This is a genomic window from Vibrio sp. GJ43-1 (assembly GCF_055808835.1).
The window spans coordinates 104,457-120,492 of sequence record NZ_CM147884.1 but is presented as its reverse complement, the minus strand read 5'-3'; the positions used below and the strand labels follow the sequence as shown (position 1 = coordinate 120,492).

Sequence of the window (16,036 nt, the reverse complement as noted above, 5' to 3'; positions counted from 1 at the left end):
TCTAGAGAGATTGATTTTTAATCCCAATCCTCACTACACTAAGAGTCGCACATAAGTGCGGCTCTTTTTATTAGTGCCGCTTATGGAAACTAGCCAGTCTTATCTAGAGTGTTCTGAGGATGTATATGAGCTCTTTAAATGGTGTTAAGGGATCACATTGCCTATCGGTAAGCGCAATCATGAGTACCTTGTTATTTGTTGTTAGTACCTTTTCAGCGCCTGCCGCTGCGACAGGTGTGTTGTGTGATGCGTCTCAGCCTTCCTCTACCCAATTACCCATACTCAGTCAGGATTGCCCTATAGGGAGGGGGATTTGGAGCCAAACGGTACCGAAAACGGAGACAGCGGTGTATTGGATTCAGTGTGGCATATTGGATGAACCCATGTCATTGAACGCAGCCAAAGTCTTGTATGCTGAGATTTCAACGGATGTGTGGATGAAGCCTGAGGGCGAAGTTCAGCGGTGTCTCATTGGCCCTTATTATGACGTTGAGTTGTTAAAGAAAGAGCTGTCGAACATTAAATCAATCAAGGGATACCAAGATGCCTTTATTCGTCAGGTAGGCCCTTCAAAGCCGCAAGCTACTCACGCTGCGAGTGAACCTAAAAAGTACCCTAAATCGACACCAAAACCGCCAATGAAAGCGATGGCTAAGCCTATTGCACAGGCAATAGGTTCGCCCACCGTAAAACAGGCTAAGAGTGTCAATAAGGTGAAACCGATTCAGCCTCTAGCCAAGTCTGTGTCACCATCTTTATCAGTACGGCGACAAACCCAGCTTGGCAGCCAGCGCTATGTTGTACCTTATTTAGCGGGCAGTCAGCACCAGTTTTATATGGAACATGATAAAGCGTGGAATCGAATGGATTACAGCGCAGCCATTAAAGTATGTGGCGATCTCAATATGCATTTAGTTAACTCAAGTGAATGGCAAAAGCTACTCAATGCCAAAGTGATGCAGAAAAATCAGTGGCCAATGCAGATGCCATATTGGGGGGATGGTCAGAAAGGGTTATTTACTAATGGCAAGGTATCACCCCTAAAAAGTAATACCTTGCTCAATGTCATTTGCGTCGGCAAATAAGGCGCTGTTAACGTGCTCGTAGAGCGATAGTTTAAGGTAGTAACCAGCGAGTTTTCGCGCTGCGAGACAATAGCCAGCTCGTGAATAGTGCACCACTGCCACTAATAATAACCCAGAGTGGAATCATCACGATGGGGTGACCTTGGTACAGGGCGAGTTCATTCATTGGCCATAAAAACAACGGATGAAGGATATAGATCCCTAAGCTGTGTTGGCTGACAACGCTAATCACTTTTTTGAATGAGCCATGGATCTTATCGGCATAGGCTTTTGCCAGAATAAAAATCATGCTGGCAGCAAGAATGGTATTGGTGGTTTTGTACGAGAACCAACGCCCAACCGAGTAACGGTCTGCGGCAATACTATTTTCAATCACCATGTAAGTCCCCAATGCCATTCCGCCTAAGCCAAGAATAAGCGCGATCACCACCGTGGTGTTATTGATCGGCAGCTTTTGGAATAAGATGTAGCCTAGCGGTAATAGCCCCATGTACAGCCAAAACTGCTCGCTCCAAGGTCCATCAATGCGCATTAAAAATAACAAAGTGGTGAGTAACCACACACCGGTCAACGCATACAGGGCGCTATCGTTGTAGCGGCGCACAAAAATTTGTAAAAATGGGATCGCGGCGTAGAGCGGTATAAAGTAGTAGAAAAAACCTAGGTGGTAGTAGGTGGAATGATGGTAGCTCTCAGCCAATACATTTTTCACTGTTGCCGCATCAAACCCGGCAATCGTCCAGCCGGACAAATACGCATAAAACAACGACCAAGCAATAAAGGGAATGAGTACTTTTCCTAAGCGACGTGATAGGTAATATTTCAAATCAAACGGACGTCGGTCATTGAGCATCAATGCCCCTGTGATCAAAATAAACACCGGTACCGCCCAGCGACTGAACCCATTGAAGGTAATCGCCGTGATCCACTCGCCCATAGGGATTTGCCCGAGTTCGTGGCGATAGGGTCCCAATGCGTGGATGATAATGACCGCCAGCGCGGCAACGCATCGCATCACATCAAAGAAAAAGATATGTTTTTTGTCCATGAGTTCATTGCTCCTTACAGCATAAAGAAAACTATAAGAAATATATGTGGCTACGGATAGGGGTGTTTGATAAAAGTTGTGTGATTATTTTCAGCATGTCGCGAACACATTAGGTCGAGGGAATACGAGCAGTGTAAAAACACTGCTCGTACAACAGCCTAAGGACAGGCTACTTCATCCCAAAACCAGTTGGATTGTGTCGGGGTTTCCCATACGCCTGGAGCGTTTTTAGCCGTGAAACATTTCCCATTATGGATGACAGTCTCACCCACATTTACGTTGGTGATTCCTGTTTCCCAGGTGATGACGCCGACTGGCGTGTCTCCGGAGTTACCATCAGTGCCGCCATCGGTCCCTCCTCCGGTTCCTCCACCAGTTCCACCATCGATGACATCAACTATGCGAACTTCAGGCCAGTTGGCGTGTGAGCCAAAGAAGTTGGTGACACATTTTTCATAGTCACCAGGAACTAGAGCCGAGTAGGCGGTTTGATAACCGACGAGGTTACACTCAAAGGATACGCCACCAGGGCGGTCTGCATGGTATTTCCAGCTTGCTTCCCAGTTGGTGTACAGCACATCTGTGGCACCATTGAGATTCAGGCTACCGTAAGGGGTTTGCTGCCAGCAGGTATTGGCTTCATCGGCTTCAATTGGAATTTGGTAGTGAGCAGATAGCCCCTCCCAATAGCGAATACGATTAACGGGTTGTCCTTTATCTTTGTTTTGTGCACCACACTCTATACCGCCATTAATGATGTTAATGGTGGTACCAAAACCATAGCCAATACCCGCATCACCTTCACGTTGAGAAGGTATCCATGTACGATCAATCACATGTAGCATTGCCGGTTTTGGTGCTTGAGGGGTTAAGAAAAACCAAATAGCGGAGGCAAGATTGAGCCATGAGTCAGCCACTAAAGCGGGATTATTTAATAGGACCGTCGCATCACCGTCGTACATCACTTCAGAAAATGCCCCGTAATTGAAGTGATACGAGAGCTGCTTAGCGCCTCGACCAAAGTAGCCTTGGTTTGGCGAACATGGCCAGCGCTTATTTTGCCAGTCATTTTGGCCGCAGCCAGTCGTGTAACCAGGTTGCCCTTCTGACCAGCCCATTTCGCGCACATGGACTAAAGCTTGCTGCCACTCCTCCAGCGCTAGTGGGTTATCCCAAGTATTATCAATGGCGATATGCCCGCCTGTTTCTTGAGAAAAATGCGCAAAGGCGGTCACAATCGAGCGCTTACAGATAGCGTCCGCATTACGCCCGTCAGTGTAGTCACCACAGAAAGCAGGAAACTTACCAATCGCTTGTAAGAAGCGTTGATAGGTATATTCCGGTGCTGCCATTTGGGTTAAAAAATCCCACTCACTACGAGGGAATACGCGTTCTGCTCTTTTTACGTTGCTTGGGTTATTCGCCGCACCAGCATCAATAAGGTCGACCGCGCTATTTGGCGCGGTGGCTAACGCATTCGCCCACACGGCATACATAGGGTCGGACGTTTGTGCTTGTTCGCTGGCTATCACTTCAGAGCGCAGTAATACGTATCCGGTTGGGTTTTGTGGGTCGGGTTGGGGGGTGACGGCGAGAGACGTGAAGCTAGTACTTACAGCACCTACTGTGAGTAACCAGTGAGGGAGGTTCATATGATGTTCCTTTTCTAATTAGTGGGTTGACGCTAAAAGTTAGAGTCTCATGCTGACCAATGAGAAATAGTCAGCACAAAACTCTTCAGAAAAGGCTATGTGCGAGTAACTGTGAAAACCATTATTTCTGTGCTTCGAATGTACGCCTTGCGAGGCATCTCAAGGCATTACTGAATGATGATTTAGATAATTGCTTGATGATGAGGGGTGCTTCAAAAACGAAAAAGCCCAGCAGCATGCTGGGCTTTAAAACTGCTATAGAGGCGTTGCTTAACGCATGGTAACGAACTCTTCCGAGCCCGTAGGATGGATAGCTACTACCGCATCAAAGTCCGCTTTGGTTGCGCCCATCTTCATCGCAACGGCAAAACCTTGAATCATTTCATCGACAGTAAAACCAATACCGTGGAGACCCACGACGGTTTCTTCAGGGCCTGCACAGACCAATTTCATTTTGCATGGCTGACGGTGCTTCGTCACTGCGGTGTACATTGCTGTGAAGCCAGAGGTGTACACCTTAACGTTATCTTTGCCGTACTTCTCTTCCGCTTCTTGTGTGGTCAGACCGATGGTGCCAATAGGTGGGTGGCTAAAGACCACGGTTGCCACTAAGTCGTAATCCATTTTTGCGTCAGGCTTGTTGCTGAACAGACGCTCAGACAATTGACGACTAAGCTTTTACTGCCACTGGAGTTAACTCGATACCGCCTTCCATAATATCGCCGACACAGTAAATGCCTTCAACATTAGTGGTTTGGTATTCATCTACTTTGATGTAACCGCGGTCATTGGTTGCCACGTCAGGTTGCACTTAGGTTAATGGCATCGGTGGCTGGGTGACGGCCAATGGCCCAAATAAGTTGATCAACGTTCTGTGTGTTGCCGTTTTCTAGATGGAGAGTTAGGCTGCCATCGGCTTCTTTGACGACTTCTTTTGGTACAGAGTGCGTATGCAGTGTTGGACCTTCAGTGTTCATTACCTCAACCAAGGTTTCAATGATCATAGGGTCAAAGCTGCGAAGTGGGGATTCTTTACGACAGAACAAATGCGTTTCTGTGCCTAGTGCGTGCAATACGCCAGCGATTTCAACGGCAATATAACCAGCACCAATCACTGCGACGCGTTTTGGTTGTTCGTTAAGCTCAAAGAAGCCGTTTGAATCAATGCCGTGCTCTGCACCAGGAATGTTTGGAATGCTTGGGCGACCACCAACGGCGATAAGAATGTGGTCAGCGGTATAGTGCTCACCATTTACTTCTACCGTTTTAGCGTCAACAAATTTGGCAAATCCTTTGATGACATGGACGTTGTTATTACCAAGTACACGGTCGTAAGACTGATGGATTCGACCAATGTAGGCTTGACGATTCTCAACCAGTTTACTCCAATCAAAGCCTTTCACTTCAACATCAAAGCCATAATCTTCAGCGTATAGGTTCATGGCTTCTGCTACTTGAGCACCATGCCACATCACTTTCTTTGGTACGCAACCAACGTTGACGCAAGTGCCGCCAAGATCTTGCGCTTCAATTAGCGCAACTTTAGCACCGTACATTGATGCTCGGTTTGCCGATGCAATACCGCCGCTGCCGCCACCAATACAGATATAGTCAAAATGAGTCGCCATTACGTTCTCCGAAAGCTGATTAATTTTATGATTTGTTTATAACAAGAACATTGGGGTGAGCATCGTTGAACTCAATATAGCCGTCATGTTTTGTTAAAGAATCGCTATCTCTATCATAAATCGAGTCTAGCAACTTTAGCCAATGGGAAAAAGTGGCATTGATTATGAGTAATAACGATTAATGGTAAAGGTATTGAGAGAATGTTGATTTATTCTTGCTCAGCCCTTGCTATTACAAGGGCTGGTGGATTTTGGTGTCCATTCTAATATTGATGGTTATTGGCGTAGAAAGGACATAGCGTTGTTGATGGGATTAACCGCAACAACGGCTAGTGCCGCAACCACGTTGTGCTTGTATATCTTTTCCATCCGCAAGATAGGTATTGGTCAGATAGAAATCACCAAATAATGCTAGAAAATCGTCAGACACCGTTTTCTCAACCAACCCTGTCGCGAGCAGGTTGTGCTGCCAAGTTTGCATGTTTGGTAGACCACATAAAAAGTCGAAGCCAGAGTGCTGTTTTACGATTGACGCACGATGCGAGTAAAGGTAACCAAGCGAGATCGACATGACTTAACGTATCCGATTTAAAGAACGCAGACTTACCTGAAAGCTGGTTTTCTGCTTTGGTAAAAGCGGCTATCAGTTTTTCCGCGCGAGCATCAAATGTTGCTTTATCTTTACTGCTCATCGTGCCGCATTGCGGCAAATAGTGTTTAGACCCTAAGTAGCTCCATGCTCGGTCTAATGCACGCTGTTCATTAGTGACCCCTTGCTCTAATGGGCCGTATTCGTCTTCGATGTATTCGATGATGGCATCAGATTCAAACAAACTGATACCAGATTCCGTCACCATAACAGGGACTTGACCATTGGGTGAGATATCGAGAAACCATTGAGGTTTTTCTTTTAGGCTGATGTACTCGATCTCATAAGGGAGCTGTTTTGCTTCCAGTGCAGCAGTTACTCGTTGAACAAACGGACAAATCTTAAAGCTAACAATTTTAATCATTTGGTTTCTCACTAGGGTTAATAATAGGGAGTACGGGTGTACTTTCACTAGTAAGACGAGGCGCAACGGAAAAAGACGAAATTAATTTCAATAAAGTGGAAATAATGTTGGAAAGCAGAGGGGGAGAGATAAAAAAGGCGCAATCTTATCTTTAAAAACAAGAAATTACGCCTTTATGCAGTTCAAATGATTGAATCGTGATTATTCAGGAACAATCCATTCAACGTTAAAGTGCCCCGTCGCTGGGGCGATCTTATCTTTTAGATAAGGCAAGATGGCATTCATCTGCTGCTCTAACATCCACGGAGGGTTGACAACAATCATTCCCGATGCGGTCATGCCTCGCTCATTGGTATCCGGCGAAACGCCTAACTCAATTTGCAGGATTTTACGAATGCCTAAGCCTTGTAGTCCCTCAATCATGTCTTCGATATCGACACGGTTCACCACTGGATACCAAATGGCATAAATACCCGTTGCCCAACGTTTATAGCTTTGTGCAATGGCGGTGACGACATCGCGGTACTCTTTCGCCAGTTCGTAAGGTGGGTCGATTAGGACCAAACCGCGTCGTTCTGCTGGTGGAAGGCTACCTTTAAGGCGTTGAAAACCATCTTCTTTAAATATTTTCACTTGGCGATCGCGGTGAAACTCTTGCTCAAGTAATGGGAAGTCACTTGGGTGAAGCTCCGTTAACATCATGCGATCTTGTGGGCGAAGGTGAGCGCGTGCGACTCTAGGAGAGCCAGGGTAGTATCGCAGCGTGCTGTCATTGTTAAGCTGAGTGATTGACTCAATGTAAGACGCCATCTCTTCTGGAATATCAGCATTCCCCCAAATACGGGCGATGCCTTGCTTATATTCGCCAGTTTTTTCCGACCACTCGTGGGTGAGGTCGTAGCGACCTACACCCGAATGAGTATCGTGATAAACGAACGGCTTATCCTTGTTTTTTAGGGAATTAAGGATAAGACTTTGTACTATATGTTTGACGACGTCGGCGTGGTTGCCCGCGTGGAAACTGTGTCGATAGCTCAGCAAAATGAAGACTCACTTAAAAGGTCGAATGCACGGATTATAACGCTATCTGGCGCTGATACCCAGATAACCGACAGAAAACTGTGCATCATTAAAATCACACTCTACGTCATGAGTGGTGAGTTGCTATTGATTTTTTCTATTATCGCCTACATTTATCTATTAATTACGCTCACTTATCTTCTTAGGAGAAAGTGAAGGACCCAAACACTCAAAAGGGATGCTGCATGTCTAATCCGTTAATCAGTTTTACTGACTTACCTCCTTTTTCACAGATTAAGCCAGAACACGTAAAACCGGCTGTCGAGCAAGCGATTGAAGCGTGCCGCAGTAAAATCGATCAAGTGTTGGCAGAAAATGAGACGCCAACGTGGGATTCCGTGATTGCACCCATTGATGAAATTGACGATCGTCTGAGTCGCTTATGGTCACCTGTCAGCCACATGAACTCGGTGATGAACAGCGATGAGCTTCGTGACGCTTATGAAAGCTGCCTGCCAATCTTGTCTGAGTACGGCACATGGGTTGGTCAACATAAGGGGTTATACGAGGCGTATAAAACGATCAAGGCCAGCGATGCGTATTCAACATTAACGCAGGCTCAAAAGAAGACCATTCAAGATTCATTGCGTGACTTTGAATTGTCGGGAATTGGTCTTCCAGCGGCAGAGCAACATCGTTATGGTGAGATCAGTAAACGTATGTCTGAGCTAGGCTCGCAATTTTCGAACAATGTGCTCGATGCCACCATGGGCTGGAATAAGCATATTACCGACAAAGCACAGCTCGCAGGGATGCCAGAATCGGCGTTGGCGGCCGCGCAAGCTGCAGCAGAATCAAAAGAGCTTGATGGCTATCTACTCACGCTGGATATTCCATCGTACCTTCCGGTGATGACTTACTGTGATAACGAAGCGCTGCGCAAAGAGCTGTACGAGGCTTATGTCACACGCGCGTCTGACCGTGGTCCAACAGCAGGGCAGTGGGATAACACGGAAATTATTGCTGAACAGCTTAAATTGCGCCATGAAATCGCGCGTTTATTAGGCTTTAGTAGCTTTAGTGAAAAATCGCTCTCGACTAAAATGGCTGAAAACCCAGGACAAGTGCTTAGCTTCTTGAACGATTTAGCGACGAAAGTTAAACCGCAAGGTGAGCGTGAAGTTGAAGAGTTGCGTCAGTTTGCACAAAAAGAGTGCGGTGTGACGGAGCTTAACTTGTGGGATATCGCGTATTACAGCGAGAAGCAAAAACAAAACTTGTTCCAGTTCTCTGATGAAGAACTGCGCCCTTACTTCCCAGAGTCAAAAGTGGTGAGTGGCTTGTTTGAAGTGCTGAATCGAGTGTTTGGCATGCAAGTACAAGAGCGTGAGGGCATCGATACATGGCACGAGTCTGTGCGATTCTTTGATATCTTTGACGCCTCAAACACGCTACGCGGTAGCTTCTATTTAGATCTCTATGCGCGAGAGCACAAACGTGGCGGCGCATGGATGGATGAGTGCCGTGTACGACGCACTAATCTTGCAGGAGAGCTGCAAACCCCCGTTGCCTACCTAACATGTAACTTTAATAAAACCGGTCGGCGATAAGCCTGCGCTGTTTACTCATGATGAAGTCGTGACGTTATTCCATGAAACGGGACACGGTATTCACCACATGCTGACTCAGATTGAAACTGGTGCAGTGTCTGGTATTAATGGCGTGCCTTGGGATGCGGTTGAATTACCAAGCCAGTTTTTAGAAAACTGGTGTTGGGAAGAAGAAGCGCTGTCGTTTATCTCTGGGCATTATGAAACGGGTGAGCCGCTGCCAAAAGCCATGCTAGATAAAATGCTGGCCGCGAAAAACTTCCAATCCGCTATGTTTATTCTACGTCAGCTTGAATTTGGCTTGTTCGACTTTACGTTGCACACGGAATATGACCCAGAAATCGGTGCGCGTGTGCTGGAAACGTTAGCCAATGTTAAGTCTAAAGTTGGGGTGTTACCAAGCCTAGAGTGGAACCGTTTCTCTCATAGCTTCAGCCATATTTTTGCTGGTGGCTATAGTGCGGGATACTACAGCTATTTGTGGGCGGAAGTCCTCTCGTCCGATGCGTATTCACGCTTTGAAGAGGACGGTATTTTTAATAAAGAAACCGGACAAAGCTTCTTGAATAACATTTTAGAAATGGGCGGAAGTGAAGAGCCGATGGAGCTGTTTAAACGATTCCGAGGTCGAGAGCCTCAAATTGATGCGCTACTGCGTCATTCTGGCATCAGCGCCTAAAACACACTATGACTAAATGACAAAGCCTCTCACGTGAGAGGCTTTTTTATGGGTCGACATTGCGGCTGATCGGGTTTTGTAACGAGATCAGCGTTTCTGTAGACTGCACTTCATCGATCGCTTGAAGTTTATTAATGAGTACGTGCTGTAATTCTTCAATCGAGCGGCACATCAATTTGACGAAGATGTTGTAAGCAGTCCGGTGGTGTAATAAGCCTCAACGACTTCATCGAGTGCGTCGAGCTTTTCCAATGCAGAGTGGTAATCACGCGCCGCGTAGAGATTAATACCAATAAAACAACAGACGTCGTAGCCTAGCTTTTTGGTGTTCACCACCACCTCAGTGCCTTCAATGATGCTGAGCTGCTTTCATTTTTTCAATGCGAACATGAATAGTGGCAGGGCTGACATCAAAGCTTTTTGCCATTTCAGCATAAGGGCGTCGTGCGTCTTCCATCAGTGTTTTTAGAATCGCCTTGTCGAGATCATCTAACCCATTGACGCTGTGCATAGTGAATCCTTAATTTTAGGCCGTCATTGACAATAAAGAGGCTGTAGAGCTTAGCACTAAAATGTTGAGGCCGTCTGCGTATGGATCACGCTTATTGGTAGACGGATGGACTTCATGTACACTTGCTGCGTTACTTTAAACCTTTTCGGAGCCAACCTTGCACATCCAACTTATCTGTGAATATTCCCCGCGCCAAAGTGAACTCGACCAGTTGGCACAACGTTGGGGATTGGACGCATCTGATGACAGTGAATTTGCTTTGGTACTGACGGAAGAGCGCTTAGAACTGCGTAAACTTGATGAGCCCAAGTTGGGCGCTATTTTTGTGGATCTGGCCAGCGGAGCGGTGGCGCACCGTCGCAAGTTTGGTGGCGGAAAAGGGCAGGCCATTGCGAAAGCTGCTGGGCTGAATAAAGGCGCAACGCCCTTGGTACTCGATGGCACCGCAGGGTTAGGGCGAGATGCGTTTGTATTAGCGTCGCTTGGCTGTAAGGTGCAAATGGTTGAAAGGCACCCCGTCGTTGCTGCACTGCTTGATGATGGGCTAGCACGCGCTAAGCAAGATCCAGAGATAGGCGCTTGGGTATCCGAGCGAATGTCATTACTTCATGCTTCAAGCTTAGATGCGTTAACGGGTCTTGCCGATGACCCGGATTTCCAACAGCCCGATGTAGTGTATTTGGATCCAATGTACCCTCACCCAGAAAACAAGAAAAAAAGCGCATTGGTCAAAAAAGAAATGCGAGTTTTTCAATCTTTGGTTGGTGCCGATATGGATGCCGATGGCCTATTGGAGCTAAGCCCTGCGATTAGCCAGTAAGCGCGTGGTGGTAAAGCGTCCCGATTACGCGAATTGGCTCGATGAGAAAAAACCGACAATGGCGATTGAAACCAAAAAAAATCGGTTTGATGTTTATGTTAATGCATCAATGAGTTAAACCTAACTCGGCGTACTTTGTTACTAAACCCCTCCATGTAACTTGCGTAAGTTACTTGTCACCAGTCTCATTAGGCTGTATATCTAACTAAGAATCATTATTATTCGTTATTTTAAGTAGCCGATATTGGGAGTGGCCGTTATTGGTTGCTCTTGCGGATCTTGGTTAGCTGGAGGGTTGTATGGCTAAGCGTCTTTGTAAGTTAAATCGTCATGACATCAATGCAAATTTAGGGGATATTCATCGCCTCGTTGCTGAGCCTAAATTTCTTTGTCGCTCTTGCTCTCGTTCATCTGCCGATAGCTCAACGTTATGTAAGCCAGCCGCGATCCCACCGATGAGTTGCCAAGTAAAACCAGCAAAAGAGAAACTTACCTGTGGTTTATTGCTTGAGGGCATGACAAAAGAAGAAATCAGTTTAGAACAAGCTATCGCCTCAGAGCCAGTAGTATCTGAGTCAGACGTTGTTATGATGCAGGAGTCAGAAGGTAGTGATAAGAAAGCGTTAAAACGCGCGAAGAAAGCGCTAAAAAAACAGGACAAGATGCAGAAGAAGCTGCAGAAAATAATCAAGAAGAGCCAAAAACTGGCGCGTAAACAAAGTCAGCTTGAACAAAAGTACCATCATGCAGAAATGCTGGTTAGTCAGCAGCTAGAAAAAATGCAGCCCGAGCAGCTGCATTAATATTATACGTGTTGTGAAACGACGATGAGTTGTTGTGCGACACTCTTGCTTGGGCAGCGTTCTTTATCGTAGAGAGCGCTTTGCTGTACAGACTTATTGCTTTGTTATGCCGGACTGGCTTCGGTATTGCGCTTCTACGCGAGGTTTCACCCAGCGCTCGTTGACGATCAAAGACAGCAAAATTATCCCACCACCAATTAACAATCTCGGTATGTCAACGTCTCGGTTCCAAATCACGATATTGACGATCAAGCCAGCCGGAACCAGTAGGTTATTCATCACCGCCAGTGCTCCCGCATTGACCGAGCACGCCCCCTTATTCCAGATAAAATACCCTAAACCAGACGCAATCGTGCCTAAGTAAACCAAAATGCCCCACTGAGTCATGGTGGTGGGTAATTTTTCAAAGCTACCAAAAATCGCAAAAGCGATGGTTGCCACCACGGTGGCCCCAAGATAGAAATAGCCAAATACAGAATGTTGAGGTAGCTCAATGGTTTCACTTTCCATCACGTATTTGTAACTCACTTGTCCGATGGCAAAGCATAGGTTTGCCCCCTGAACCACAAGAAAGCCCATTAAGAAGTTATCATTGATGCCCGCGAATTTGATAAAAGCTGCACCGCTAACCGCGATCGCAGCGGTCACTAAGTACCACGGTGAAAAGCGACCTTTGAGTAGGTCATAAAATAGTGTCACATAGATAGGGGTAAATACCGTGAACAGCAAAACCTCAGGTACGGACAGCAGTAAAAACGACTGATAATAAAAACAATACATTAACCCTAGCTGTATTCCACCTATCGCCATTAGCTTTGCCATCAACGTTTTGGGCACAGACTTGAATTTAGTGAACGGTAGAAAGACCACAGCGGCCAAGACCACTCGCATCAATACCGAAAACCAAGAATCGACCTGACCTACTAGGTAAACGCCTATCAGACTAAAGGAAAAGGCCCATAAAAGGGTGATGGAATAAAGGTAACTCATAACTGTGATTAAGTGCTTGTTTTGAATGGGGTGGTGATTATATCACCTTAAAACAAGGAAAGTGGGCGGATAAGAAAGGCTTCCTATTGGAAGCCTTGTTGGATGAAGACGGTTAGTCTTTAATCGGCACCACTAAAAGGTCGACAGGCGTGGTATTTATCAACTGTCGAGTGGACGATAAAATCTTGCTCCAAAAATCCTGATGATGACCGCATACGACAAGGTCAACGTTGAATTCTCCAATGGTGTCGGTTAATTCGTTGCTGAGGTCGCCACTTCCTACTAAAGAATGTTTGATAGGGTAGTTAGCATAGTCGGCAAAATCTTTTAGCTGCCGCATGGATGCTTCCATTGCCTGATGTTGGGTTTCAGCCATATTAAGATCAATCAAACCCGTATAAAGCTCTGCATAGTTCACATCGATATGAATAAAAGATACCTGAGCATTGAGTGGCTTGGCTAGGCATACCGCTTTATCGATAAGCAGTTTACTTTCTTCTGAGAGATCCAATGCGACCAAGATATGTTTATAGCCCATAACGCACTCCTTCTGACGTAAGTTCTCGTTATAACATAGCATTGTGTTGGCAAAAAATGTGTTGAGATGATCTCAATTCACTGTCGTGACGTAATAATCTCAAGAGTATTTTCTCAACAACAAGACAATAAATAGTGCGCAAAATCGCTCAAGTTTTCTAGACTGAAATTAAGAGTGCAGTGTCTTACTCAGTGGTAAGAATGGATGGATGAAGCAATACTCCGCAAAATGTTATGTTATAGTAGCGTTAATTGAAGCTATGAAACTAGGAGTAGAGCATGCTTTCAGAAGCAATGGTTGAACATCTAAACGAGCAAATAAACCTCGAATTTTCTCATCCAACCTATACTTACAAATGAGTGCTTGGTGTGAAGACAAAGGATTTGAAGGCGCAGCAGAGTTTTTACGTAAGCATGCTGTAGAAGAGATGGAGCATATGCAGCGTCTTTTTACTTACGTAAGTGAGACTGGTGCACTGCCTATTCTTGGCGCGATTGCTGCCCCTAAACATGATTTTACTAGTTTAGGTGATGTCTTCCGTGAAACGTATGAGCATGAGCAAATGATTACCGAGCAAATCAACAAGCTCGCTCATGTCGCTTTCTCAGCCCAAGACTACTCGACGTTTAATTTTCTTCAGTGGTACGTTGCTGAACAGCACGAAGAAGAAAAATTGTTTAAAGGGATCTTAGATAAGCTAGAACTCGTTGGTGAAAACGGACAGGCTCTGTTCTTTATCGACAAAGATTTAGCGATGTTAGCAAAAGAAGGTTCTTCTTCCATTATGGATACCCCCGCTGTGTAACATCAGCGAAAAAAGCCGTTGAGATCGTCTTTTTCTCTTGGGTATCTTGGAAGAGGTAGGGAGGAAAAGATGATCAGTGGCGACACTATTCTACTAGCATTGATGCTCATTACGTCAGTCAATATGGCAAGATATCTGACTGCACTACGCTCACTTATTTATATCATGCGTGAAGCGCACCCTCTGCTATATCAGCAAGTGGATGGCGGTGGATTTTTTACCACACACGGTAATATGACCAAACAGGTTCGATTGTATTCCTATCTCAAGACTAAGGAGTATTATCATCACCATGATGAAGTGTTTATTTCCAAGTGTAATCGAGTGAGAGAGCTGTTTGTCTTGTCGTGTGCATTGGCTTAGAGTGTGTCATTATTTGCGGCGTTTTTGCTGTAGAGTTGGGGATGACGTTGGTTTGAACACCACGTAACTGAGCAACCCTTGGCTAATCGTAACCGGATTGCTTGGGCGCGAAAGATTGCAATACCAAAAAGACTCGCTACAATGGCGAGCAATAAGAGATAAGGATGTGCTTTGGCACATCCTTTTTTGTTGATTCCATTTTGTGTGTCGGTAGAGTAAAGCTATGAGCAATAAATTTGATGTGGTGGTGATTGGTGCTGGAGCTGCCGGGTTAATGTGTGCAGCGGAAGCTGGCAAGCGCGGACGTCGTGTGCTGGTTGTTGATCATGCCAAGAAGCCAGGTCGAAAAATTCTCATTTCTGGTGGCGGTAAATGCAACTTCACCAATTACGATGTGACGCCAAATAACTACCTATGCCAGAATCGTCATTTCGTAAAATCGGCGTTATCGCAATATACTCATTGGGACTTCATCTCGATGATTTGTAAGCATGGGATTGAGTTTGAAGAGCGCGATCACGGTCAGCTTTTCTGCTTAGATTCGGCAAAAGAAATCGTCAAAATGTTATTGGATGAATGCGATCTGCCGACCGTTCGCTTCCAGTATCAAACGGATGTACATTCCATCACCAAAACAGACAGTGGATTCTCATTTCACGCCGACAGTGCTAATGCGGGTAATGCCGTCATCGAGTGTGACTCGCTAGTGATCGCCACGGGTGGCTTATCTATGCCAAAGTTAGGCGCGACCCCGTTTGGTTATAAAGTGGCAGAGCAGTTTGGGTTAGAGGTTATCTCAACGTCAGCGGGTCTCGTGCCGTTTACGCTACACAAAGAAGATAAAGAGGACTTTGCTGAATTGTCCGGGATTGCTATTCCGGCCGAAATCACCGCAGTGGATGGGACAATGTTCAAAGAAGCATTGCTGTTTACCCATCGTGGTTTATCAGGGCCATCTGTGTTGCAAATTTCTTCATTTTGGAAGCCAGGGCAACCAGTTACGGTTAACTTAGTGCCAAATTCAGATGTGGATGAGCTCCTGTCATCTACTCGTGAAAATCATCCAAATCAAAGCCTAAAAAACACCTTAGCCCGAGTGCTACCTAAACGGTTGGTTGAGCTTCTCATCGAAAGAAAAGTGTTTGCCGATAAGCCGTTAAAGCAGTTTAACCCGAAAGAAATGGCCGATATTGTACGCCAGCTTGAGCAGTGGAAGATTGTACCTAATGGTACTGAAGGTTACCGCACCGCTGAAGTGACCTTAGGGGGCGTGAATACCGATCATCTATCTTCAAAAACCATGGCATGTAAATCCGTCCCGGGTTTGTACTTTATTGGCGAAGTGATGGATGTGACTGGCTGGTTGGGCGGATATAATTTCCAGTGGTGTTGGTCCTCTGGGTTTGTTGCGGGGCAACACGTTTAACGCATTATCCCCTCTTATTATCGAGTGACACGGCTCTAATAGAGC

9 protein-coding genes and 6 pseudogenes are annotated in these 16,036 nt (G+C 45.8%); 7 read left to right on the top strand and 8 right to left on the bottom strand.

The window, feature by feature from the left end:
* The first annotated feature begins 125 nt into the window (after positions 1–125).
* On the top strand, positions 126–1,085 hold the full coding sequence (locus AC0L66_RS00600; RefSeq protein WP_473568066.1) for an SPOR domain-containing protein: 960 nt from the start codon (positions 126–128) through the stop codon (positions 1,083–1,085).
* A 31-nt stretch (positions 1,086–1,116) separates the two neighbouring features.
* On the opposite strand, the gene AC0L66_RS00595 is transcribed toward AC0L66_RS00600, so the two are convergent.
* The 5 genes and pseudogenes from AC0L66_RS00595 to AC0L66_RS00575 all read right to left on the bottom strand — a co-directional run bounded on the left by AC0L66_RS00595 (position 1,117) and on the right by AC0L66_RS00575 (position 7,467).
* A complete protein-coding gene (locus tag AC0L66_RS00595) occupies positions 1,117–2,133 on the bottom strand; it encodes an acyltransferase (protein ID WP_265675137.1) in 1,017 nt (338 codons plus the stop codon).
* A gap of 158 nt (positions 2,134–2,291) precedes the next feature.
* Positions 2,292–3,785: a chitinase gene (locus AC0L66_RS00590; protein WP_473568064.1), complete on the bottom strand. Its 1,494-nt coding sequence runs from the start codon at positions 3,783–3,785 to the stop codon at positions 2,292–2,294.
* Between the two features lie 270 nt (positions 3,786–4,055).
* A pseudogene (gene gorA, locus AC0L66_RS00585) lies at positions 4,056–5,413 on the bottom strand (glutathione-disulfide reductase).
* 313 nt (positions 5,414–5,726) lie between these two features.
* Positions 5,727–6,426 (bottom strand): annotated as a pseudogene (locus AC0L66_RS00580) (glutathione S-transferase family protein).
* A 201-nt stretch (positions 6,427–6,627) separates the two neighbouring features.
* Positions 6,628–7,467 (bottom strand): 23S rRNA (adenine(2030)-N(6))-methyltransferase RlmJ, encoded by an 840-nt coding sequence (locus AC0L66_RS00575; protein WP_473568063.1) that lies wholly within the window; start codon positions 7,465–7,467, stop codon positions 6,628–6,630.
* A gap of 224 nt (positions 7,468–7,691) precedes the next feature.
* On the opposite strand from AC0L66_RS00575, the pseudogene prlC reads away from it, so the two are divergent.
* Positions 7,692–9,735, top strand: a pseudogene (prlC, locus tag AC0L66_RS00570) (oligopeptidase A).
* 46 nt (positions 9,736–9,781) lie between these two features.
* Here the strand turns inward: prlC and asnC are convergent.
* A pseudogene (gene asnC / locus AC0L66_RS00565) lies at positions 9,782–10,246 on the bottom strand (transcriptional regulator AsnC).
* Between the two features lie 157 nt (positions 10,247–10,403).
* On the opposite strand from asnC, the pseudogene AC0L66_RS00560 reads away from it, so the two are divergent.
* Positions 10,404–11,184 (top strand): annotated as a pseudogene (locus AC0L66_RS00560) (class I SAM-dependent methyltransferase).
* A 181-nt stretch (positions 11,185–11,365) separates the two neighbouring features.
* Positions 11,366–11,869 carry a hypothetical protein gene (locus AC0L66_RS00555; protein WP_265675147.1) on the top strand — a complete coding sequence of 168 codons (504 nt, stop codon included), beginning with the start codon at positions 11,366–11,368 and terminating at the stop codon, positions 11,867–11,869.
* 93 nt (positions 11,870–11,962) lie between these two features.
* On the opposite strand, the gene AC0L66_RS00550 is transcribed toward AC0L66_RS00555, so the two are convergent.
* The gene (locus AC0L66_RS00550) at positions 11,963–12,859 is read right to left on the bottom strand and encodes a carboxylate/amino acid/amine transporter (RefSeq protein ID WP_473568061.1); all 897 of its coding nucleotides are present in this window, start codon (positions 12,857–12,859) and stop codon (positions 11,963–11,965) included.
* A 112-nt stretch (positions 12,860–12,971) separates the two neighbouring features.
* Positions 12,972–13,397 carry a universal stress protein gene (locus AC0L66_RS00545; RefSeq protein ID WP_250618855.1) on the bottom strand — a complete coding sequence of 142 codons (426 nt, stop codon included), beginning with the start codon at positions 13,395–13,397 and terminating at the stop codon, positions 12,972–12,974.
* 278 nt (positions 13,398–13,675) lie between these two features.
* Between AC0L66_RS00545 and ftnA the strand changes: the two are divergent.
* From ftnA to AC0L66_RS00530, 3 genes and pseudogenes are all read left to right on the top strand, one after another.
* Positions 13,676–14,202: pseudogene (gene ftnA, locus AC0L66_RS00540) on the top strand (non-heme ferritin).
* A gap of 69 nt (positions 14,203–14,271) precedes the next feature.
* A complete protein-coding gene (uspB, locus tag AC0L66_RS00535; protein WP_473568059.1) occupies positions 14,272–14,565 on the top strand; it encodes a universal stress protein UspB in 294 nt (97 codons plus the stop codon).
* Positions 14,566–14,788: 223 nt separating this feature from the next.
* Positions 14,789–15,991 carry a BaiN/RdsA family NAD(P)/FAD-dependent oxidoreductase gene (locus AC0L66_RS00530; RefSeq protein ID WP_265675150.1) on the top strand — a complete coding sequence of 401 codons (1,203 nt, stop codon included), beginning with the start codon at positions 14,789–14,791 and terminating at the stop codon, positions 15,989–15,991.
* Positions 15,992–16,036 lie beyond the last annotated feature (45 nt).

Bases quoted from the DNA above. Each gene is read 5' to 3' on its own strand.
- AC0L66_RS00550 (WP_473568061.1), bottom strand. From the start codon at position 12,859: ATGAGTTACCTTTATTCCATCACCCTTTTATGGGCCTTTTCCTTTAGT.
- AC0L66_RS00530 (WP_265675150.1), top strand. From the start codon at position 14,789: ATGAGCAATAAATTTGATGTGGTGGTGATTGGTGCTGGAGCTGCCGGG.
- AC0L66_RS00555 (WP_265675147.1), top strand. From the start codon at position 11,366: ATGGCTAAGCGTCTTTGTAAGTTAAATCGTCATGACATCAATGCAAAT.
- AC0L66_RS00590 (WP_473568064.1), bottom strand. From the start codon at position 3,785: ATGAACCTCCCTCACTGGTTACTCACAGTAGGTGCTGTAAGTACTAGC.
- uspB (WP_473568059.1), top strand. From the start codon at position 14,272: ATGATCAGTGGCGACACTATTCTACTAGCATTGATGCTCATTACGTCA.
- AC0L66_RS00595 (WP_265675137.1), bottom strand. From the start codon at position 2,133: ATGGACAAAAAACATATCTTTTTCTTTGATGTGATGCGATGCGTTGCC.
- AC0L66_RS00545 (WP_250618855.1), bottom strand. From the start codon at position 13,397: ATGGGCTATAAACATATCTTGGTCGCATTGGATCTCTCAGAAGAAAGT.
- AC0L66_RS00600 (WP_473568066.1), top strand. From the start codon at position 126: ATGAGCTCTTTAAATGGTGTTAAGGGATCACATTGCCTATCGGTAAGC.